Origin of the sequence: Streptomyces sp. NPDC001292 (genome assembly GCF_042896465.1) — a bacterium.
In the GTDB taxonomy this organism is placed as follows: Bacteria; Actinomycetota; Actinomycetes; order Streptomycetales; family Streptomycetaceae; genus Streptomyces.
Map to the genome: position 1 here is coordinate 216,844 of NZ_JBIAXG010000002.1, position 20,537 is coordinate 237,380.

Consider the following 20,537-nt stretch of genomic DNA (forward strand, 5'->3'; position numbering starts at 1 on the left):
CGGCGACGGCCGGCGGTCAGCGGCCGGCCCGCTGGTCGATGCCGGCGTCGTCGGGAGGGCCCGGAGCGTCGAGGACGGAGGTCTCCACCTCGCCGACGCCCCATCCGTACGCCAGCTTGTGCACCTCCAGCACGAAGAAGGATTCCGTGGCGACGATCCCGTCGATCAGATGGAGGCGCCGCGTCATCAGGTCGGTGAAGTGCGCGGTGTCCCGGCAGATCACCTCGGCCATGATGTCGAATCCGCCCGCCGTCATGATGACGTACGCGGTCTCGGGAAGCTCTCGCAGCGCCCGGCAGACCGACTGGGCGGTACCGGGCCGTACCCGGATGCCGATCATCGCGAGCCGGTCGAACCCGATGGTCAGCGGGTTGGCGATGCCGACGACTTGCAGGATCCCGGCGTCCTTCAGCCGTTGTACCCGATAGCGCACGGAGGAGGCCGGGATGCCCACGTCCGAGGCGATCAGACTGTAGGCGCGACGTCCGTCGGTCTGCAGGATGGCGATGATGCGCCGGTCGATGTCGTCGAGCGGACTCGGGGAGGACATACGGCTGCTCCGGAGGTCGCGTCCAAGAGTGTGGACCGGACCGGTGGCAGCCCCTCGGCACGGGGACGGCCACCGGGTCCGGCCGGTCCAGGGGTACGGAGCCCCGCGGAGCGGGCCGGTCACCAGCCCGGATCAGAGGCTCATGACGCCCGTACGGAGGTCGGACATGTCGAGCAGCGTGTGCTTGCCGCCGATCCGGCCCCAGCCGGTGCCGCGGTTGCCCGCACCGCCGAACGGCATGTTGACGTCCCAGAAGCAGGTGCTGTCGTTGACGATGACCTGACCGACGGCCAACTCCTCGACGAACCGGTACGCCGAGGCCATGCTCTGTGTGAACACCGCGCCCTGGAGGCCGAGTTTGTCGTCGTTGGCGATCCTGAGCAGTTCGTCGTCGCTGCCGCCGGTGATGATCGGCACGACCGGGCCGAAGGACTCCTCGCGGGACAGCAGGCTGTCCTCGGGCACCCCGTCCACCACGGTGAACTCGTAGTAAAGATCGGTGGGTTGGTCGGCGCGGCGCTGCCCGCCGAGCAGGACCCGCGCACCGCGCTCCCGGGCGTCGGCCATGTGCCGGTCCATCTTGGCCGCGACACCCTCGTTGTTGAGCGGGCCGAGGTTCGTCGCCGCGTCGAACGGGTCGCCGAGAACGACGTCCTCGGCGGCGCGGAGCACGGCCTCGACGAAGCCGTCGTGGGCGTCGGCGTGCACGACCACCCGCTCCGTGGCACAGCACACCTGTCCGGAGCACAGGTACGCTCCGTACACCGCGGCGCGGGCCGCCGCGTCCAGATCGGCGTCGGCGAGCACCACCAGCGGGCCGTTGCCCGAGCACTCCATGAGGGAGCGCTTGAGCCCGGCGGCGGCCGCGACCTTTGCGCCGGTCGCCGAGGAGCCGATGAAACCGATGGCGTCGACACCAGGGTGGCGCACGAGCATGTCCCCGGCCGCGCCCTCGCCGGGCAGGACGTTCACCAGGCCCGCCGGGACTCCCGCCTCGACCATCGCCTCCATGGCCTTCAGCACGGTCAGCGGGGTGTTCGCCGGCGGTTTGACGACGTGCGCGTTGCCGGTGGCCAGGCCGGGGGCGACGAACTCGGCGAGCATCAGCAGCGGGAAGTTCCAGGGCGTGATGATGCCCCAGGTGCCGACCGGCCGGTAGAAGGTCCACATCCGCTTGGTGCTGTCCGTGGACGGCATCGTCTCACCGTGCAGCCGCACCGCGTCCTCGGCGTGCAGATGGAACAGCTGCGCCGCCTCCTCGACGTCGGCGACCGACTCGGCGAGCGGCTTGCCCTGCTCCAGCGTCTGCAGGCGGGCAAGTTCCTCCACCCGGGCGGACAGGGCGTCGCCGACACGGTGACAGATCTCCGCCCGCTGCCAGACGTTGACCTTCGCCCAGGCCTGCTGCGCCTCGTTCGCGGCCTTCACGGCGGCGTCCAGGTCGGTGGCGGAGGGGAGTGGGACGGTGCCGATGCGCGCGCCGGTGACCGGGCTGACGACGTCATAGGTCTCGGTACCGGTGCTGTCGGCGTAGTCGCCGTTGACGAAGAACGGGTGCACGGCAGACATGAAGAACCCTTCCGGTCGTAACGGGGAGAGCGCAGAGGAGGAGTGGTTCCCACACCATCGGGTGGGCAATGAAAGGCTGTCAATAGGTCAGAACACGCAATTCAAAGGCCAGTTGATTGCTGAATCAGCAGGCTCAAGCCATTGACACTGCGAAATCGGTGGCCCTACGGTGCGGGGCTCATAGGAAACAGGGCCCAGCCCCGGGTACGCCTTCCCGCTCTCTCCCCGGCTCTCTCCTCCCGGCTCTTCCTGCTCCGCGCTCCTCCCGGCTCTTCCTGCTCCGCGCTCCCCGGCTCTGTCACCGCTCTCCGCCCGAAGGAGACACCCATGTCCGAGCAACCCGCCCTTGCCAAGAAGATGCGCTGGTACGACGGCTTCGCCATGTCACTGACCATGCCGGCGGCGCTCATCGCGTCCCTGGGGGCCTCCATCGGAGGGCTCGGCGCATGGGGCGCGATCGCCCTGTGGACGGTGTCCATGGTGCTGGCCACCGCCACCAACTGGATCTACACCGAACTGGCCGCGATGTTCCCCGACTCCTCGGGCGGTATCGCGCACTACGCCACCGAGGGCTGGCGCAGCCGCGCACCCGTCGTCGGAGCCCTGGCAGGCGTCGGCTACTGGCTTCCCTGGACGACCGCCCTGTCGGTGTACGCGGGGATCATCGGCTCCCTGGTGCAGGCGCAGTGGTTCCCCGACCAGACCTGGACGCTCGACCTGGGCGTGGCGGAGCTGAGCCTGCCGATCGTGGTGGGGCTCGTCGTCATGGGGCTGCTGTACGCGGCGGCGATGTACGGGCTGCACGCGGCGATGTGGGTGGTCTACGTGACCGGCGGGATCCTGCTGATCCCGCTCGCGGTCTTCATCGTGGGGCCGTTCCTCTCCGGTGGCTGGAGCACGGCCGGCCTGCACTGGAACCTGCACGGCATGAGCGGGCTCCGCGAGGCCCTGGTGTGGCTGTACATCATGGCCTGGACCTCCTTCGGCGTGGAGGTGTGCGCGACCTTCGCGCCCGAGTACAGGGAGACCGTGCGGGACACCTCCCGGGCGCTTCGCGCGGGAGTGCTGTTCTGCCTCGGCGTCTTCATCCTGCTGCCGCTGGCGCTCTCCGGATACGTCGGCGAGAAGAAGATCGGCGAGGACCCCACCGCCTTCTACGTCGGCGCCTTCCACGACCTGGTCGGCGGCGCCGCCGACCTGATGATCGTGTTCCTCATCGCCTCACTGCTGCTCATCATGATCACCGGGCTGGCCGACGGCTCACGGGTGCTGTACGACATGGGCCGAGAGGGGGTGACGATCCGTCAGGTGGGTGTGCTCAACCGGCGCGGTGTACCGGCTCGCGCGCTCACCGTCGCCCTGGTGGTCAACGTGATCGTCCTGGTGGTGCTCAAGACGCCGCTGGCGATCATCGTCACCGGCAACCTGGGCTACATCCTGACCCACATCCTGGCGATCTCCGGTTTCGCGCTGCTGCGCCGGGACCGGCCCGACCTGGCACGCCCGATCCGGCTCCCCGACTTCTTCGTGCCGCTGGCCTGGTTCCTCACCGCACTGCTGGCCGTCATCCTGGTCGTCGGCGCCACCGGCTTCTCCATCACCGGCTACGGCGGCTTCAGGGAGCTGGCCATCGCCCTGGGCGTACTGGCCGCGGCGGCCGTGCTGTGGGAGTACCGCCGCCGCGTCCAGGACCGCGCCGTCCCGGCACCCACGGACACATCCGCCGCCCACACCGACGGGGCCCCGCCCCACGACGAGGCGGAGGAACCCCCCCGCCGCTGAACGTCTCGCTGCCGTGACCGTCCGGCCGCCGAGAGCCTTGCTCCCCCCACTCCCCGCCGCATCCCCTTCCCGAGCCGTGCCGCACGCACGGCGTCACGCACGACCCAACCCCCCACCGTCCCCCGACCGGCGGATTCGTGCGCCGCGGCCGCCGCTCACCACTCCCCCTCACAGGCAAGGGACTTCGGCATGGCAGGTTTCCAGGGGCGTACCCGCCTCAGCACCCACATGCGCGCGATGTTCTCGGCACACCGCGAAGCGGCCCGCACCGGCGTGCCGGTGGAAGAGATCCAGGGCAGGCGGGCCGCCGCCGCAGCCGAGGGCGCGAGCCGCAGGCAGTTCCTGCGCGGTGCCGCGAGCGGACTGGCGGTCGCCGCGGCCGGCGGGCTCGGCGTCCGCTCGCTGCTCCAGGCTCCGGCGGCCAACGCCGCCACCGCACCCAGAGTGGTCGTCGTCGGAGCCGGCCTGGCCGGTCTGCGGGCCGCCCACGACCTGTACCGCAGGAAGGGCATCGCCGCCACGGTCTACGAGGGCAACACCCGCGCCGGCGGCCGGTGCTGGAGCCTGCGCGACTTCTTCGACGCGGGCCATGTCGTCGAACACGGCGGCGCCTTCATCAACACCGACCACACCGCCGCTCTCAACCTGGTCAAGGCGCTCGGCCTCAGGACGATCACCGTCAGCGGCGGGAACTATGGGAACTACGGGGACAAGTACTGGATCGACGGGGCGCTCTACAGCATCACGGAGGCCAACAACGACTGGAAGGTGGTCCAGCCGAAGTTCGCCGCCGAACTGAAGGCGGCTCCCTATCCGCAGACCTACGGCAACCACACCGCACGCGGCCGCGAGCTGGACCTGATGACGGTCGACGAGTGGCTGGCCGCCAACGTCCCCGGCGGCCTCGGCAGCCGGTTCGCCAAGCTCATGCAGTCCAACGTGCTCTCCGAGTACGGCCTCGACCCCAGCCGGCAGCCTGCGCTGAACCTGATCTACCTGCTGGGCTGGAACAGCCCCGGCTCCCTCGCTCCGATCACCGGCGGTGACGAGAAGTACTCGATCCTCGGCGGCAACGACCAGCTCGTCTCCGGGATGATCGGCCAACTGCCGCCCGGCACGGTGCAGTACGGCAAGAGGCTCACCGCGCTCCGGTCCAACGCCGACGGGACGGTCACCTGCACGTTCAGCGACGGCCTGGCCGTCTCCGACGTGACCGCCGACAAGGTGGTCCTGGCCTTGCCCTTCACCACACTGCGGGACTGCGACCTCACCAACGCCGGGTTCTCCGCGCTGAAGACACAGGCGATCCAGCAGCTCGACCTGGGCACCAACGCCAAGCTCCACGTGCAGTTCACCAGCCGGCCGTGGGTGGCGCAGAAGTACGGCGGCGTCGCGTACACCAACCCCGACGCCCTGCAGACGGTCTGGGACGACAGCGTGGGCCAGGCGCTGCCCCAGGGCATCCTGTGCCAGTTCCCGGCCGGTTCCGCCGTGACGAGCGGCTGGACGGGAGCGGCCTTCGGCACCGCCCCGGCGGCGGCGGTCAACACCTTCCTGACCGGGATGGAGCCGATCTTCCCCGGAGTGACGGCCGCCTACAACGGCAGGGCGTACCGCGACGTCTGGTACCTCAACCCCTGGTCCAAGGGTGCGTACAGCTGCCCCCGCGTCGGCCAGTACCGACCCTCTGGGGAGCCCAGCCCGGAGCCGAGGGCAACGTGCACTTCGCCGGCGAACACACGTCCCTGGACAACTTCGGCTTCCTCGACGGCGCGATCGCCTCCGGGGAGCGGGTGTCGAAGGAGATCTCCGCCTGACACCGGCAGGGACCACGGCGTGGCCCCCGGAGGAGCCTCCTGGGCCACGCCGTGGTCCGACCGGAGCTGTGGCCTCCACCACAGCGAGCCAGGCCCGGACCTGATGGGGTGATCGGCATGTCTGACGGAATCACCTGGCTCGCCGAGCCGAACGCCATCGACTGGACCGGCCACAGCGTCGTCATCGCCCGGGACCTCGCGGGAGAGGAACTGGCCAGGAGGGTCGCCGCGACCCGGTTCGGATTCGCCAGGGACAAACAGGAACCGCGGTTCATCGGCGAACTCACCGCACAGCAGGCCGAAGACGTCATGACGGGCCTGTTCGGCCACAGCCACGATGCGATCGCCCTGCGCCACGGTGAGGTCGGCGAGTGGGCCTTCGTGGTCCAACACGGCGGCTGGTACGGACAGTTCGGCTCCGAGCCGCCCGTGTCACGGGGCGGCGCCCACGTCTTTCACCTGTCGTACGAGGAGGAGAACGGCAAACCCGTGCCGCCCGACTTCGCCTACCAGCACGACGGGCGCACTCTCTGCTTCTTCAACCTGCACCTGGACTCCTCGTGGGGCTTCGACGGAGTCACCGGCGACGACCCGGAACTCTGCGCGGCCCTCGAAGCGGACCTGACCGCCGCCGGGCTGTCCCTCGACGCCGCCGAGGAACAGTCGGAGAACCCCGAGGCGGTCCACCGCACCTGCCTGAAGGTCATCGAGCAACGCTTCGGCCTGACCCTGCCCCGCGACCAAATCCTCAACGGCCCGCTGCCCACGTCGCTGATGAAGGCGAACGTCACGAACTGCCCGTTCTGCGGCACGAAGCGGCCCTGAGCGGCGCCTTGGAGGCAAGCGCCGCCCTTGGACGGAGCACTGGCGCAGGCCCGGACATCCCGTCCGGGCGCTCACGGTTTCAGATCTTGATCACGGTGGCCCGTCCGCCGCACAGCGTGATCAGGTCCTCGGGGTCCGAGGTGAGGATCGTGACCGGGCCGGGGGCGGCGAGGGCGGTGGCGCTGAGCATGGCGTCGATGGCGTACTTGTGGCCGTGCAGACCGGCGTCGGTGAGGAGGGCGGCGGCGTGGCGGGCGATGGGCTCGCTGACCGGTTCGACGACGAGTCGGGACAGCGTCCACTCCAGCGCCGGGCGTTTGATCCGGGGGTGGACCACCTCCACCAGGGTGGCCGCAGAGGTGATCACCCGGAGATCGTCGGCTCGGGCCAGGGCGAGCCAGCCGGTGACCGCACGGTCGCGCAGCACGGCCTTGGCCAGCCCCTCGCTGTCGAGGACCAGGGTGCCGCCGGGAACGGCGGGGGAGCGAGTCACGCGGCGTTCGTCCCGCCCTGCTTCCGAGCGGTCTGCTCGCGGCGTGCCTGGTGGAGCTGATCGCGCAGCGCCTGGATCTCCTCATCGGTGACGGGACCGTGCTCGGCCTCGGCGACCTGGATGAGTTCGTTGAGGTTGTCGCGCTCGATCTGCCGGGCCACGGCGGCCGCCACGTAAGCGGACAGGCCGGAGGGACCGCTACGGGCCTTGGCGGCCTCGGCGATGTCGCGCGGCATGGTGATCGAGTACTTGCCGGTAGGCTCACTCATGCCACTTATCCTACTCCCAGTGTGCTCGCTGCCGTATTCTTCGGATGGGGCGCGCCGCAGCTCCATGTGGCCGCCTGCGACCGCCGCCGTGCGCTGCCCGAACTGCGCCACTTCAGCCGCCGGCTGGGAGTCCCCGCGTGACCGAGCCGACCGCCCGGGACAAGAAGTTCTTCCTGTGCGTCCTCGTCTGCGCGAGCGGGATCGCCGGCGAGGTCGGCACCCTGATCAACGCTGCGCGGCGACGGCACTGGGACGTCGGAGCCGTCGCCGCCCCACAGGGACTGGGCTTCCTCGACGCGGAAGTGATCGAAGCGCGGACCGGCTATCCGATCCGGTCCGCCTGGCGCACACCCGGACAAGCCCGTCCCCTTCCTCCCGCCGACGCCGACGCCGTCGCCGTGGCCCCGGCCACGTTCAACACGTCCAACAAGTGGGCCGCCGGAATCTCCGACACCCTTGCCCTGGGAATCCTGTGGGGGGCGTACGGCACGGGCATCCCCATCGCTGTCCTGCCCTGCTCCAACGCCGCCCAGGCCGCCCACCCGGCCTACCGGCAGAGCCTGGAACGGCTGGCCGGGACGGGCATCCGGGTCGGCTCGTACGAACCGCACCGGCCGAAGGCCGGGGGAGGCGCCGACCGCTTCCGCTGGACGGAGGCCTTGGACCTGCCGGAGCCCGAGCTGGCGGCTAGCGTCATATCCGCGATCGGCCTTCGACCTGAAAGGGGCACGCGACCGCTCGTCGCGGCGTTCGACCTCAGATGTCCCGGAACTCCTATACGAAGTATCTGACCTGCGCAAACGAACCGTCCGAAGATCATCTTGCACGGATGTTGCACAAGCCGAACAGTGCAGGAGTCACGCGGCCCTCGTGTAGGCACTCCGGACCGCGATGCGGATCTTGGAGCCGGCTCCCACGATCCGGTGCACGTACTTACGCAGAGTAAACGCAGGGTCGGCGTGTCCGAGCCGATCCGCGAGTGTGTACACGTCTACCCCGCCGTTGATCATCATCGACGCGTACAGGTGTCGAAGGGCGTGCATCATCTTGTCGCGGGACTTCTCCCAGCGCCGGCCCTTCGCGTTGGGGTCAAGGGGCTTGATGAGGCCGGCCGCCGCCAGAGCGGGCTTCCAGCGGTAGGAGTTGAACCAATTCGACTGAATGGCGGTCTTCTCCCGAGTGTAGAAGATCAGCTGCACCGTGACCGGGCCGCCGCCTTTGCTGCCCCACGGTCGGGTCACCTCGACGGGCGGGTACTTCTCCATGTGCTCGCGCAGGGGGATGGCCACGTCGTCGGTCAGTTCGACCCACCGATCCTTCGGGTCCTCGTCGTCTCCGCCCTTGGGGAGGGCGTATACCAGGAACGATCCGTCGTGGACTACTTGCCGTTGCACGTGCACCATCGGGCCGTCCGGATGTGCCCAGTCGATGTCTGCTGGTGACAGGCCGAATATTTCTCCTTGACGAAGGCCCAGGCCACGACCGCAGTCGACGAGTGCCTTGTAGCGGTCGGGAAGTTCGGCGCGGATCTTCTCGGTGTCCTCCCACGTCAGGGTCAGCTCTGCCCGTCCGCCATCTCCTCGCTTCGGCTTGGCGTCCTGCACCGACTTGGCGAGGCATGGATTTTTGGGTATCAGGCTGTCGTCCACGGCCAGGTCAAAGACAGCCCGAAGATTGTCGAAGACCAGGCGCAGCGTGGAACTTTCGAGCAGCCGACGACGGTCGTGCAGCCAGTCCAGCAAAGACGACGCGTTCACGTCCTTTACGCGCATCTTCCCAACTGCGGTGGGGATGATGTGTAGGTGAACCCGTTCCCTGTGGCGTCGGTATGTGCGCGGATTCTTGTGCTCGTGCCCCTTGAGCCACGTGAGGGCGAGTTCACCGACCCTGACCTCTCCGGCGCGAGGGTTGATGTATGACCCGTCGTCCACTCCGGACCGCATCTTGGTCTCGTGCCTGCGGGCTTCGGCCTCGGTGCGGAACAACTCCGTCTGCTGGATGCCTTCCCGGTTACGCCAACGGGCCTGCCACCGCTTCCCGACCCCGTGATCCATCGTCGGAACCTTGCCGTGTTCCCTGCAGGCCGACTCTCCGGCTTTCGGACGTGCCTTGTGCCAACGGTCGTACGGCATGGACTTAACTCCTAATTGGCGGGCGGCCCTGATGTTGTTGGTGGGGTTCTCTTGTATCAGGGTCGTCATCGACGGTGAGATCGTGTGGCCGTTCATCGCGGCTTGAGTGAATGGAATGTTGATCCAGGAAAACGGAAATGTCAAACGTATTCTCTGGATCATTGCGGCATAGGGGCCCAGAGTGGTGGGGAAGGATCTCGCCCTAGCTGAACCCTCGCTGAGGTATCAGTGAGGGTTCGACGAGTCCTCGCCGAGAATTCGTTGATGTCCTTCGAGAGTTCTGCAGAGTCTCAGGAACTGCACCGCAAGTTCTTTTATTTGGCGCGGCTGGAATCTCATGTCACTGTTCCGTGCACCACCGCAGTGGGCAACCGTTCGCGTGGTTCTTTCCTGCCCGTTTCCGAGATTCTGGAGTATCCATGCGTCGAACCACTGCCCGTGCGACAGATGCCGCCAGTGGCGCGAGGGACCGTCGCCCGCTGATGAGCGCTGAGGAACTGGCCGACTTTCTCGGCGTGCCGCTGAACACGGTCTACGTATGGAATCACCGACGTCAGGGTCCCCGAGCCCACAAGGTCGGCCGCTATTTGCGCTACCGCTGGCCGGAGGTGGAGGCGTGGCTGGAAGCTCAGGCGGTGGATCGCGCGGTCTGAATTGGCGGAGTACGCCTGTGCCTTTGCGTCGGGAGGGCGACCCTACCAGCGCGGACAACGCCGCGGCGGAGAGCTTCAATGCCGCCTTCAAGAGAGAGGCACTCAAGGGCCGCAAAAGCTGGTCGAACGAGCACGAGGCGCGACTCGACGCCTTCCGCTGGCTGACCCGATACAACACCCGCCGCCGGCACTCCCGCCTTGGTCAGCGATCCCCGATCGCCTACGAGAACGACTTGCAACCAGCAGCAACTACCCTGGCCCAAGCCGCATAGACGTGTTCAACATCCGGGGGGCAAGGCCCGGCGTACCTGGGCAGGAGCCGTGGCCGTACTTCGCTGATGAGGGCAGGGTCTGGGTGTGAGCGGAGGAGGTTGAATCACTGCGCCACCTCGTAGCGGTACCAGCCGTCCTGGTCGGCACAACTGGACACGCTCCAAACTTCGGGGCCCGCACCCCTTTGGTGGAATAGGGGTGCGGGCACCTGCTGTGCTGTCTCCTCATCGCCAGCTTCTCCGTGACTGACCTGCAGCCCGTTGGACGTCAACTGCGTCGGCGTCTCTCGCACTGGGGTCCGTGAACACCCCGCGGACACCACATCCAGCCGGTCCCGCATCAGCATCACCGGCGTCCCCCTCGGACACGCCGCCCACGCCGTGCGGACCGTCATCGGAGGAATCCGCTGGAAAATTGCCGGACGCATCGACACCGTTCACCGCCCCAAACCGAGGCCGCCCCGCCACCGACCAGCCAACCACCAGCGACCGCCGTCACCACCCCGCCAAGATCACCAACAGAGGCACGGCATTGGCTCTAGTACTCCAGCCGTAGATCGTGATCTCGATGGTGAGGGGCGCTGAGGCGGCAGGTGGCCAGCGTCGATCATCTGGCCGATATCGCCACGCCGTCGCGGGCGTCGGCTCCTTCTCGTCTACCCGAGTTCACCGAGACGGAGGGCGTCCCTTATCTCGCTGAGCTTCGCGGTTGTCGCTGGGGTCCGCTCCTGCGCTTGTTCAGCGAGTCGGAGGGCGTCGTCAATCTCGCTGAGCTTCGCGGAGGACAGGACGGCCGCCCGCTCTATCAGGTCGTCCCGGGACACAGTGGTCAGCCATGTGCACGGGGTGAAGCCTGGGCGCGGGAACGCGAGCCGCAGCACGCCTTCGAACGGCAGTCCTTCACCGGCGCCAACCATCACTTCGATGCCCAGACCGCTGATGTCGACGCCCGCCGGAGCGACGACCTGCATCACCCGGATCCCGGACGTGTCGTCTCCCGACACGAACATCTCTAAAGACAACCGTCAGGTTCGTCTGAGCTTCCTCGGCTGACCAAGATCGCTGCCGGGGGCCGTGCCGCCAATTCTCCGTACCATGCGTGCGCGAACGGAGAGAAACTTGCGCGGTACGGACCCAAGTGTGATCGAACGCCCCTATGACGGATGCGGCAAATGTCTGCTCGGAGTGAGGCGGCTGTCGCGCGTGAAGCTGGCGACGTCGTCCCCCGAGCGTCAGCGGGAGAACGTGCTCACTGCCGCCGCCTCAGTCGGCGCGCACATTGTCGGCTGGGCGGACGACTGGGAGGTCTCGGGCGCCACCGACCCCATGACACGCCCGAAGCTCGGCCCCTGGCTCCGCGATGAGAGTGGACCTTACGACGGCTTGGTGGCGGCCGCGGTGGACCGGCTCGGCCGTAACGTCGTCGACTGCCTGAACACCGGATACAAGATGCGGGACGAGAAGAAGATGCTCGTCACGTATGGGCATGACGGCGCCTGGGATCTTGATGACCCCGCTGACGAGAATCGCTTCACCATGGAAGCGTGGGGCGCACAGATGGAACTCCGCGCGATCCAGCGCCGGAACCGCGATGCGACGATCAAGACCCGTGCGGCCGGCCGCCCCAAGGGCAAGCCGTCCTATGGCTTCCAGTACGTGCGGAAGGTGATGGGAGGCAAGATCGACCACGTCGAACTGCACCCGCATGCCTCCGAGGTGATACGCGAGGTAGCGCGTCGCATTGTGGCCGATCCCGACAATGTCACCACCAGTAGTGAGGCTGCCCGCCTCAACCGTGCTGGGGAACTGTCGCCCGCAGATCATTTGGCCGTGATGTACGGCAAGTTGGCCGGGGGTCGGCCATGGTCCCCGCAGAGCCTGAAGAACATCCTCCTGTCGGAGGCCACGCTCGGCTACCTGATGCACCGGAACAAGCCGGTGCTTGGGAGGGACGGCAACCCCGTAAAGCTCTGCGAAGGACTGTGGGACCGGGCGACGCATGAGGCGCTCAAGAAAGCTGTACTCGACCGGAAGGTTCCTTGGACGCGTCACTCGAACCGTGACTACCTGCTGACGTACGTCGCCCTGTGCGGACAGTGCCACACGCGCTTGTACACCCAGACGTCGCAGGATGCACCTCCGCGCTATACCTGTACAGCCCGGAACAAGGGTTGGCGGCACGCCCAGCACTGTCGTCCTGCACCGCTCATCAACGCTCACCTCCTCGACTCGTACGTTGAGGAATGGTTTCTCCGCGAGCTGGGAGACGGCCTGATCTACGAGACGGTGTACGACCCGGGAAACGGCATCCCCGAGCGGATAGCGGAGACACGAGCCAGCCGCGAACGACTTCGAGCCGACCGTGAGGCCGGGCTCTACGACTCGCCGGACGACGCCGCTTGGTTCCGGGATCGGTACGCTGCGTTGGGTCGTGAGTTGGCTGCGCTCGAGGCTGAGCCCCAGCGGGCACCCGGCATGGTCCGGCGGCCGACGGGTGAGACCGTCGCCGACCGCTGGTTCGGTGCTCCTGACGTGCAGGCCCGCAAGGAGATTCTGATCGACTTCGGCGTCCGGGTAACACTCTTCCCGGCCATCGCACCGGTTCGCTGGGTGCCCGGCTTCCTGCATGGCCCCGAGCAGAGTTCGACGGACACGCTGTAGGGGAAGACTCACGTGGGTGATGCGCCGACGGGCGGATCACCCACGTAAGCCCACTACCGCGCAACTCCGGCCTATGCAAGCCGAGTATCGCTGCCAGGCTTTCAACACGGCGGAAAAGCGGCAAGGCGAGTGAGGCGGCTGGATGGACGAGGCGAAACTGCGTGAGAGTGCAGTGGCAGAGTTGCGAGTTGATCACACGGCTTCCGATGGGGTGTGGACGATCACGTCGCGAGACCGGTTGGTCGACCAGGCGATCGCCGAAGCCCTCCCGACGGAGCGGTCTGACGGGTCTCCAGAATCCTGTGGGCTCGTACGGACTGTCCTGGCGGATGAGGTTGCGATACGAATAAAAGACACTGGCTCCGTGCTTGGCGGCCGGGAGCTCTTGGACGGGGCGGGTGAGCAATGTTCCTGTCATGAGGGCGGAGGGGTGATGCGAAATGAAAGGTACGGGTGCCTCTGTGGCTGCCACTTCGGAATGATCTGCCGCGAGTCAATCGTCCGCAAGCGTCATAGGGAAGCTCCTCAAGCGGCGTTCCTGTTCACCCTCCGATCTGCACCCGCCGTTGGCCCTATCTACATGGAGTTGACTTCATGGGGTTTGTGCCTTTGGCTCCGCAAGATCACACGGGATGGCGGATGGGTAGACGGACCCCTGGACGTCAGGCTCCGGCTGCAACGGAACTTCACACGGACCCGATCAGGGATTGAGGTGGCTCTCTCTCAACCGACGGTCCAGCTTCTGCGATCCGGGGCCTCGGCTGCGTCCTACCAGTTGGCTGTTTAGAGAGTTGGCGCATTCTATCGAAACGTCCGGGCGGAGAGGAGGATGTAATGCTTCCCCTGCTCGAGGTGTGACAATCAATTTCTGGTGTGTTCGGCGCTGGAGGAAGCCGCGGCAACGTCTCGTACAGCGGGGTCCACCTGGCGGTGGTCGCAAGCTGCCGCTCGGCTGCGGCATTGGCCTTGAGCTCCTCCGAAAGTCCTTCATCGCCAGCGGTGGTGTTCTCGCTTTCTCCGCATCAAGCCGAACTACGAATCTTGTGAGAGAGTGCTCGGCGGAGCATGTGTGTTGCACCGCCCCTTGTACTACAGCCGGAGATCTTGTGACGGGTTCTGTGGCGCGTCGTTGACCGGGCATGATGCTGGGTGTGACGGCTGAGCAGATAGCCGAGTGGCATGCCGAACTGTCCGTGTTGACCGGGTCGTTGGGGTATTTGTTCAACCGTCCGGAGCCGCGGGTGGTGTTCGCGCAGTTCATCGAGGGACTGCTGGCGGAGCTGCCGAAGAAGAACGGCTGGACGCTGTCGGAGCGGGCGGGGCATGTCACCGCGGACCGGATGCAGTGGCTGCTCAACGGCTCGGTGTGGGAGGCGGACCGGCTGCGCGACGCGGTGCGTGACTACGTGCCTTCGCACCTGGGCGATGCGGACGCCTCGCTGGTCATCGACGACACCCAGGCCCAGAAGAAGGGCACGAAATCGGTCGGGGTGGCCTTCCAGCACTGCGGACTGACCGGCGATGTCCGCAACTGCCAGACCATGGTGATGCTCACCTACGCCACCGCCGCCGGACACGCCTTTATCGACCGCCGCCTGTATCTGCCCGAAGAGTGGACCGCCGACCGGGAGCGGTGCCGCCAGGCGGGCGTCCCCGACGAGGTCGCCTTCGCGACCTAGCCCGAGCTGGCCATCGCCATGCTCGAACAGGCCCGGGCGGCCCGCGTTCCGTTCGCCTGGGTGCTGGCCGACGCCGGCTACGGCCGCGACCCGCAGCTGCGGGCCTGGTGTCACCAACGAGTGGTGCCCTATGTACTCGGCGTCCCGGTAAACCTGCCCCTCGACGGCCCGCCCGGCAAACCCCGCCACCCAGCCGTGAAGCGCGCCGATGACCTGCTCCACTGCGGCGACGGAGCCAAGGGCAACCCGCCTCTACGACTGGACGGCCTTCGCCGTGACCGTGAAGGACGAGGACCCGGCCGACACCTTCACACACTGGCTGGTGCTGCGACGGTCCCTTCACCCCAACCGGCGCGGCAAGGACGGCCAACTCCACCGCGAGATCGCCTACTTCCTCGTCCACGCCCCCGCCGACACTGCCATCTCGGAGATCATCGCCCGGGCCGGCGGCCGCTGGCAGATCGAGGAGGACAACGAGATCAACAAGCAGCTCGTCGGCCTGGCCCAGTACCAGGTCCGCAAGTGGACCCCCTGGCACCGCCACGTCACCGCCTGCATGCTGGCCACCGCGTTCCTTGCCGTCCAACGCGCCGCCTTCCCCGAACCCGACCAGGACCCCGAGCTGGAACAAGCTCCTGACCTGGGAAAAGACCAGAGCACCGGCGAGAGCGGGGCCACCGGCTGATCCCCGGCCCGCTCCTGCGGCCCTCCGTCCACGCCATCCGGCACTGCCTGGCCGCCACCCACCTCAACCCCCGCCACCCCGTCGAGACTGTCCTGACCTGCGAGTTATGGCGCCGCCTGCACCAGAGCCGTGCCATGGTCAGCCACTACCGACGCCGCGGCGACCCGCTACCGCCCCGCCTGCGGCCCTGGGAGCGCCACCGGCCTATCCCGCCGATCACCGACCCTCAAGATCTCCGGCTGTAGTACCGGCGGGATATCGAAGCCGCGCACAATGGCGCTCACGGCCTCGATTTGATGGTCGCTGATGGGCGTCATCTGTTTTCACTGCTGCGGGGCGGGTTGTGGTGGGTGGTTGGTGTTGATGGTGTCGTCTGGTTGGTGAAGATTGTTGTCGTTTCACCGGGTGGGGTGGATGACGCCTGCGTGGGCGGGAGTTGGTGGATTCCGGGGCTGGGGGAGTGCGGGTCTGGACCTCACGCGTGCGTCGCGTCCGGGGTGGCGTGATCGGCGATCCAGTGGTCGACGCGGGCCCACTGGGCGAGCAGCCACTCGCTGCGGGCATCGTCGCCCGGCGGGACGCGGCTTGGGGGTATGCGCCACCAGTACACTCGCACGCTGTCGCGTAGCGGCAGCCGGCTCCAAGCGGTGCGCGCCGAGTGGACGACGTCGAGGCCGGTGTGGGCGACGAAGACCACGTCGGCCGTGGGCGCGGCGGCGATCGCGGCGAGGGCACCGGCGTCCTGCGGCGGCAGGACATGGTGCATTTGTTCCGCGCGGGACGCCCGGCGCGGCAACCCCCGGCGCCGCAGCGAGGCGATCGCGCGTCGGCGGCGGCGCGGCGTGAAGTTGCCGCCCTCCGGAAAAATCACGAGGGCGTCACCCGGGCCCAGCCCGGCCGCCAGGCCCCTGATCGCGTCCTCGGCCTGGCCGCCGAAGGGTGGAAGGAAGCAGTGGGGGACCCGCCCGATGAGGACGTCGAGAGCGGGATCGGTGCGTAGTGTCCGCTTTAGGACCGTGTGGGGGCGCAGTCCGACCTGGCTGAGCAATGTCTGAAGCAGCAGGAAGGAGTCGCCGACCCCGGCGTGCCGTGCGAAGATCAGGACCGGCGCCGCCGCCTTTCCGGTCCCGCTTGGCGGCGGGGGCGTCACCTCCACCCGGAGCCGGAAGACCCGCTCGCCCGCATGTCGTAGCAGCCGCAGCAGCCTCTCCAGCACGGCGAATGCATCGGCGGCGCGCCGCTCCTGGCGGTCCCGCCTGTCGGGCAGTCGCCGCGCCCACAGGCCGGTGGCGGCCACCAGCCCGGCCAAATCCACCAGGAGGTACACCAGGGCGAAGCCGGTGATCCGAACCGGCCTCCAGGGGCCGCGCGTGGCGAGCGAGACCGGCGCGCAGAGCACGCCCGAGGCGACGAGGAGCGCGGCCACCATGGGGATGAGGACGACCAGCAGCGCGGTGGTGGTCGTGCGGCGCAGCCCGGTGACCACCGCACCGGTCAGCCGCGCCGGGCGTATTCGGGGCACACCCGCATCGGTCACGGCGCGCCGTCGGGTGCGCTGAGAGCGGTCTCGAGGTACCGGGAGGTGGCCGCGTAGGCGCGCTCGATGCGCTCGGCAGTCCGGCCGAAGCTGCGGTACCGCAGCTGCCGCAGAGTGGCTGTTCCCTCCTCGGGGCCCGAGCCCGAAGGCAGCACGCGGACCGTAACGCCGGGCGGCAGGTCCGCCATGTCGCGGGCGAACCGGTGTCTGCGAGCGATCTCGAACGCCACCAGCGCCACCTGCCAGGGAGCCCGCGGCGGGGAAAGGGCTCGCTCGACACGGCCGACCTGCAGGACGTAGACCTCGGTCGCGCCCAGGGCCACTGCGCGGCCGACGGGGATGCTGTTGACCAAGCCGCCGTCGACGAAGTGCTCGCCGTCGAGCCGGACGGGCGGCAGCAGCCCGGGCACTGCGCACGAGGCGAGTACCGCGTCCACCAGCGGCCCGGCGGCGAACCAGTGCTCGGCGGCCCGTTCGATGTTCGCCGCGACGCACTGGAACGGCAGGGCCAAACCCTCGATATCAGTCACCGGAAGGTGGGAGGAGAGCAATTCTCGCAGCGGCGTGGGGTGGTACAGGTGAGTGCCACTGCGCACGGCGGTGCTCAGCCGCCCGAGCAGCGACCCGGAGAATACGCCGGCACGCCCAAGGCCGGTCCACAGGTCAGCGAGCTGGGTTACCGACGCCCGCGACGGGTCGGCCGCGACGGCGGCGCCGTTGATCGCGCCAACCGAGGTGCCGACGACGAGGTCCGGGTGCACGGCGGCGGCGAAGAGCGCCTTGAGCATGCCAACCTCGTAGGCGCCGAGTGCACCGCCGCCGCCCAGCACGAAGGCACGGGTCGGCGGGCGGGTGGGCCGGCTGTCCTCCATGGCCGAAGGGTGCCCCGACACGGCGCCGCCAACCAGCAAGGGACCCGTCACCGACCACGGCCTGCTGGTCCTGCGCGCCGACTCCGCGTTCTACGCGAGCGCCGATGGCTACCGGGCCGCGGCGGTCCCACAAGTCGGGACCCACCGCCGCGGCCCGCTCCTCCTGAGCAGCTCGCCCGATTGCGGGCGGAGCGAGGGCGGGACGGTTCCTGCAGCCCGCCCGATCGCCCAGCCCCTCCCGATTACGTGGACCACCGGACTGTGCGGCTTTCAGGCAAGGTCCGGCAGCGGGACACAGGCGGAAATGGGGAGCCGCAGGTCAAGATCACAGCTGGAGCGATGCATTGTGGGAGGCAAGGGCTTCGGGGCACCGGAAGTGGACGAAGATGATCTTGCCTCCGTGTTGAACCGGAGCAACGGTCACTCCGCCTCCGTACAGCTTGGCGAGGTCGACAACCGTGCGTAGCCCCTCGCCCTCGTCCGCGCGCGTTGTGGGTGGAATGTGTGGGTCACGGTCCGCGACACCCACCACCAGGTAATCGGCACCCACCGTAATGACGACTTGTGCGCTGGGAGAGCGATCACCTGTGTGCCTCACCACGTTCGTGACCAACTCGCTGACGACCAGCAGCACCGCGTCGACCAGAGCGGAACCTGGCGCCACTTCCCACTCCGCGAGCGCCGCCTGCGTGCAGACGCGTGCCTGATGAACCGATGCCGGCTCCGTCGGCACGCTGAAGGCGCGGCGGCACGGGCCCAGAGGTAGCACCTGCGGCTCGGCCGTCGTCGCTCGGCTGGACCACCTCATGACGCCTCCCACGACCGGCGTGCCTGTCGGACCGCCTGAACCGCGTAAAGAGACCCGGCGGCCAGGGGGATTCAGGTCAATGCCTCCCATTCACGGTGGCCTACCCGCGGCCATGACTATAAAAGCGGGCATTATTCGCATACCCGCTATACGTGCGGCCGTACTCGGGTTGGGCGCCTAACGACAGTGGCGAGTGCACGGGCCCGCCCGCCTTGTCGCTACACCTCGATGTAGGCGACCACGGCGACGGTCCTACAGGGCGGTGACGCAGTTGCCGCCGGGCTGCTCCTTGAGCGCCCCAGCGATGTCGTCGCCGCTGATGGGGCGACTGGTGTGCCACTTCCCGGCCGCAGCCCGGGCGCTGGCGACCTGTCGGGCAGGCAAGGACATTGCCGAACGGCTCAACGACCAGCAGACCGCCGAGCTGCCCGGACCCGGTCCAGCCTCCCGGCGAGCGGCTCCAGCGGCAATACTCGACACCGGCGACCTCCTGGCCCGTTGTGCGACTCCCACGCCGGTGCACCGCCTCGAGCGACAACTCCGGCAGCGACACCACCGGGCCGCCCGCGCACAGCACCGCGTCTGTTAGGCCCATCGGGTGATCCTGCCAACGCGCCCGCCCGGTTCGCGGAGTGCGTACGACTGGCGCACGATTGATCCCGGACGGGACAGCAACGCCTCACTGTGGTGTCCGAATCTCACCGGGCTGGACCGCCGACGATCGAACCCCGCGACCGGGGCGAACGAAGGAATCCAGAGCATGGCGTTGCCCGTTCTCTCCACCTTGCGCGATCAAGCGGGGCGGCTCGCGCACCAGGCCGCGGGCCGGCTGACCACTCCACTCCTGCCCGATGACTATCTGGCGCTGCTCGACCCCCTCCTGTCGGCCAGGTGGCCGGCCGGGCGGGTGCAGGCCATGCTGCAGGAGACCCCGGAGGCCACGACCCTGGTGATCCGGCCGGGGCGCGGCTGGTCCGGACACCGGCCGGGGCAGTACGTGCCGGTCGGGGCCGAGATCGACGGGGTGCTCACCTGGCGTACGTACACGATCTCCTCTGCCCCCGGGCGGCGGCCCGGAGAGCCGTTCGCCATCACCGTGAAGGCGCTTCCGGGCGGCCGGGTCTCGACGCACCTGGCACGCCGCGTGCGCCCTGGCACCGTGCTGCGGCTCGGCCCGGTCCAAGGGGAGTTCGTCCTGCCGGCCGGGGCGCTGCCCGGGAAGGTGCTGATGCTTACCGCCGGCATCGGCGTCACGCCGGTGATGAGCATGCTGCGCGCCCTCGCCCGGTCCGGGGGTCACGACACGGCGGACGTGGACGTGGTGATGGTGCACAGTGCGCCGGACGCCGAACGCACCGTCTTCGGGGCGGAGCTGCGCGCACTGCACGCCGGGCTCCCGTGGTTCCGGTTGTACGAGCACCGCACCCGCCCTGCCGGGCACCTCACGGTGGGCCGACTGTCCGCACTGTGCCCCGACTGGCGCGAGCGGGACACCTGGATGTGCGGCCCCGATGCGATGCTCGAGTCCTTCCAGCAGCACTGGCAGCGCGAAGGCAGCGGGCACCGGCTGCGCCTCGAACGCTTCCGCCCTTTGGCGCTGCTTCCCCCGGCCCGCACGGGGGCGCCCGGCCGGGTGCGCTTCCTCCGCAGCGACGTCGAGACGGACGCGGGTCCGAACACGCCGCTGCTCGACATCGGCGAGGCCGCCGGAGTCCTCATGCCGAGCGGCTGCCGTATGGGCATCTGCTTCAGCTGCGTGAGCCCCCTCGTGGCGGGGCGGGTCCGTGACCTGCGTACCGGCGAGGTCTCCGGCGAGCCCGGCGAACTCGTCCAGACCTGCGTGTCGGCCGCCGCGGGCGCCGTTGCCCTCGACCTGTGAGACCCGCGAGATCTGCGCGGCCCGTTCACACAGCCACCGTACCGAGAGAGTGAG

Annotated in this window: 19 protein-coding genes and 2 pseudogenes; 11 read left to right on the forward strand and 10 right to left on the reverse strand. The window is 68.4% G+C overall.

The window, feature by feature from the left end:
* Positions 1-16: 16 nt before the first annotated feature.
* Together ACFY4A_RS03705 and ACFY4A_RS03710 are read right to left on the reverse strand one after the other, a co-directional pair.
* The gene (locus ACFY4A_RS03705) at positions 17-550 is read right to left on the reverse strand and encodes an Lrp/AsnC family transcriptional regulator (protein ID WP_390827802.1); all 534 of its coding nucleotides are present in this window, start codon (positions 548-550) and stop codon (positions 17-19) included.
* Between the two features lie 132 nt (positions 551-682).
* On the reverse strand, positions 683-2,119 hold the full coding sequence (locus ACFY4A_RS03710) for an aldehyde dehydrogenase family protein (RefSeq protein ID WP_390827803.1): 1,437 nt from the start codon (positions 2,117-2,119) through the stop codon (positions 683-685).
* Between the two features lie 327 nt (positions 2,120-2,446).
* Between ACFY4A_RS03710 and ACFY4A_RS03715 the strand changes: the two genes are divergently transcribed.
* The 4 genes and pseudogenes from ACFY4A_RS03715 (at position 2,447) to ACFY4A_RS03730 (ending at position 6,543) form a co-directional block, all read left to right on the forward strand.
* Positions 2,447-3,901, forward strand: a complete 1,455-nt coding sequence (locus ACFY4A_RS03715; RefSeq protein ID WP_390827804.1) for an APC family permease — start codon at positions 2,447-2,449, stop codon at positions 3,899-3,901.
* Positions 3,902-4,138: 237 nt separating this feature from the next.
* A pseudogene (locus ACFY4A_RS03720) lies at positions 4,139-5,485 on the forward strand (flavin monoamine oxidase family protein); the annotation flags it as partial.
* A complete protein-coding gene (locus ACFY4A_RS03725) occupies positions 5,368-5,718 on the forward strand; it encodes an FAD-dependent oxidoreductase (RefSeq protein WP_390827947.1) in 351 nt (116 codons plus the stop codon). The pseudogene ACFY4A_RS03720 and the gene ACFY4A_RS03725, both read left to right, overlap by 118 nt.
* A gap of 117 nt (positions 5,719-5,835) precedes the next feature.
* A complete protein-coding gene (locus tag ACFY4A_RS03730) occupies positions 5,836-6,543 on the forward strand; it encodes a DUF6461 domain-containing protein (protein ID WP_390827805.1) in 708 nt (235 codons plus the stop codon).
* Positions 6,544-6,622: 79 nt separating this feature from the next.
* Here ACFY4A_RS03730 and ACFY4A_RS03735 read toward each other — a convergent pair whose 3' ends face one another.
* Entirely contained in the window at positions 6,623-7,036 is a 414-nt protein-coding gene (locus ACFY4A_RS03735) for a PIN domain-containing protein (RefSeq protein ID WP_390827806.1), read from the reverse strand.
* Complete coding sequence (locus ACFY4A_RS03740) at positions 7,033-7,305, reverse strand: CopG family transcriptional regulator (RefSeq protein ID WP_390827807.1); 273 nt, start codon at positions 7,303-7,305, stop codon at positions 7,033-7,035. Before ACFY4A_RS03740 ends, ACFY4A_RS03735 begins: the two co-directional genes overlap by 4 nt.
* 137 nt (positions 7,306-7,442) lie before the next feature.
* Here ACFY4A_RS03740 and ACFY4A_RS03745 point away from each other — a divergent pair, with 137 nt between their 5' ends.
* Positions 7,443-8,096, forward strand: coding sequence for a flavoprotein (locus ACFY4A_RS03745; RefSeq protein ID WP_390827808.1), 654 nt, complete (start codon positions 7,443-7,445; stop codon positions 8,094-8,096).
* A 66-nt stretch (positions 8,097-8,162) separates the two neighbouring features.
* On the opposite strand, the gene ACFY4A_RS03750 is transcribed toward ACFY4A_RS03745, so the two are convergent.
* A complete protein-coding gene (locus tag ACFY4A_RS03750; RefSeq protein ID WP_390729995.1) occupies positions 8,163-9,599 on the reverse strand; it encodes a tyrosine-type recombinase/integrase in 1,437 nt (478 codons plus the stop codon).
* Between the two features lie 320 nt (positions 9,600-9,919).
* Between ACFY4A_RS03750 and ACFY4A_RS03755 the strand changes: the two genes are divergently transcribed.
* On the forward strand, positions 9,920-10,090 hold the full coding sequence (locus ACFY4A_RS03755) for a helix-turn-helix transcriptional regulator (RefSeq protein ID WP_385948420.1): 171 nt from the start codon (positions 9,920-9,922) through the stop codon (positions 10,088-10,090).
* A 17-nt stretch (positions 10,091-10,107) separates the two neighbouring features.
* A complete protein-coding gene (locus tag ACFY4A_RS03760) occupies positions 10,108-10,362 on the forward strand; it encodes an integrase core domain-containing protein (protein WP_390827809.1) in 255 nt (84 codons plus the stop codon).
* Positions 10,363-11,018: 656 nt separating this feature from the next.
* Here the strand turns inward: ACFY4A_RS03760 and ACFY4A_RS03765 are convergent.
* Positions 11,019-11,372, reverse strand: coding sequence for a hypothetical protein (locus tag ACFY4A_RS03765; protein ID WP_390729993.1), 354 nt, complete (start codon positions 11,370-11,372; stop codon positions 11,019-11,021).
* Positions 11,373-11,502: 130 nt separating this feature from the next.
* On the opposite strand from ACFY4A_RS03765, the gene ACFY4A_RS03770 reads away from it, so the two are divergent.
* From ACFY4A_RS03770 to ACFY4A_RS03780, 3 genes and pseudogenes are all read left to right on the forward strand, one after another.
* Positions 11,503-13,023 carry a recombinase family protein gene (locus ACFY4A_RS03770; protein WP_384439453.1) on the forward strand — a complete coding sequence of 507 codons (1,521 nt, stop codon included), beginning with the start codon at positions 11,503-11,505 and terminating at the stop codon, positions 13,021-13,023.
* Between the two features lie 1,193 nt (positions 13,024-14,216).
* Positions 14,217-14,852: pseudogene (locus ACFY4A_RS03775) on the forward strand (IS701 family transposase); the annotation flags it as partial.
* 58 nt (positions 14,853-14,910) lie between these two features.
* A complete protein-coding gene (locus ACFY4A_RS03780) occupies positions 14,911-15,387 on the forward strand; it encodes a hypothetical protein (RefSeq protein WP_365424833.1) in 477 nt (158 codons plus the stop codon).
* Between the two features lie 475 nt (positions 15,388-15,862).
* Here the strand turns inward: ACFY4A_RS03780 and ACFY4A_RS03785 are convergent, their stop codons facing one another.
* The 4 genes from ACFY4A_RS03785 to ACFY4A_RS03800 form a co-directional block, all read right to left on the reverse strand.
* The gene (locus tag ACFY4A_RS03785; RefSeq protein ID WP_390730029.1) at positions 15,863-16,909 is read right to left on the reverse strand and encodes a hypothetical protein; all 1,047 of its coding nucleotides are present in this window, start codon (positions 16,907-16,909) and stop codon (positions 15,863-15,865) included.
* 11 nt (positions 16,910-16,920) lie between these two features.
* Entirely contained in the window at positions 16,921-17,796 is an 876-nt protein-coding gene (locus tag ACFY4A_RS03790; protein WP_383059970.1) for a patatin-like phospholipase family protein, read from the reverse strand.
* Positions 17,797-18,121: 325 nt separating this feature from the next.
* Positions 18,122-18,604: an ATP-binding protein gene (locus tag ACFY4A_RS03795; RefSeq protein WP_390730028.1), complete on the reverse strand. Its 483-nt coding sequence runs from the start codon at positions 18,602-18,604 to the stop codon at positions 18,122-18,124.
* Positions 18,605-18,856: 252 nt separating this feature from the next.
* Positions 18,857-18,988 (reverse strand): hypothetical protein, encoded by a 132-nt coding sequence (locus tag ACFY4A_RS03800; protein ID WP_365775692.1) that lies wholly within the window; start codon positions 18,986-18,988, stop codon positions 18,857-18,859.
* Positions 18,989-19,364: 376 nt separating this feature from the next.
* Here ACFY4A_RS03800 and ACFY4A_RS03805 point away from each other — a divergent pair, with 376 nt between their 5' ends.
* Entirely contained in the window at positions 19,365-20,483 is a 1,119-nt protein-coding gene (locus ACFY4A_RS03805) for a ferredoxin reductase (RefSeq protein WP_384440495.1), read from the forward strand.
* Positions 20,484-20,537: the final 54 nt, after the last annotated feature.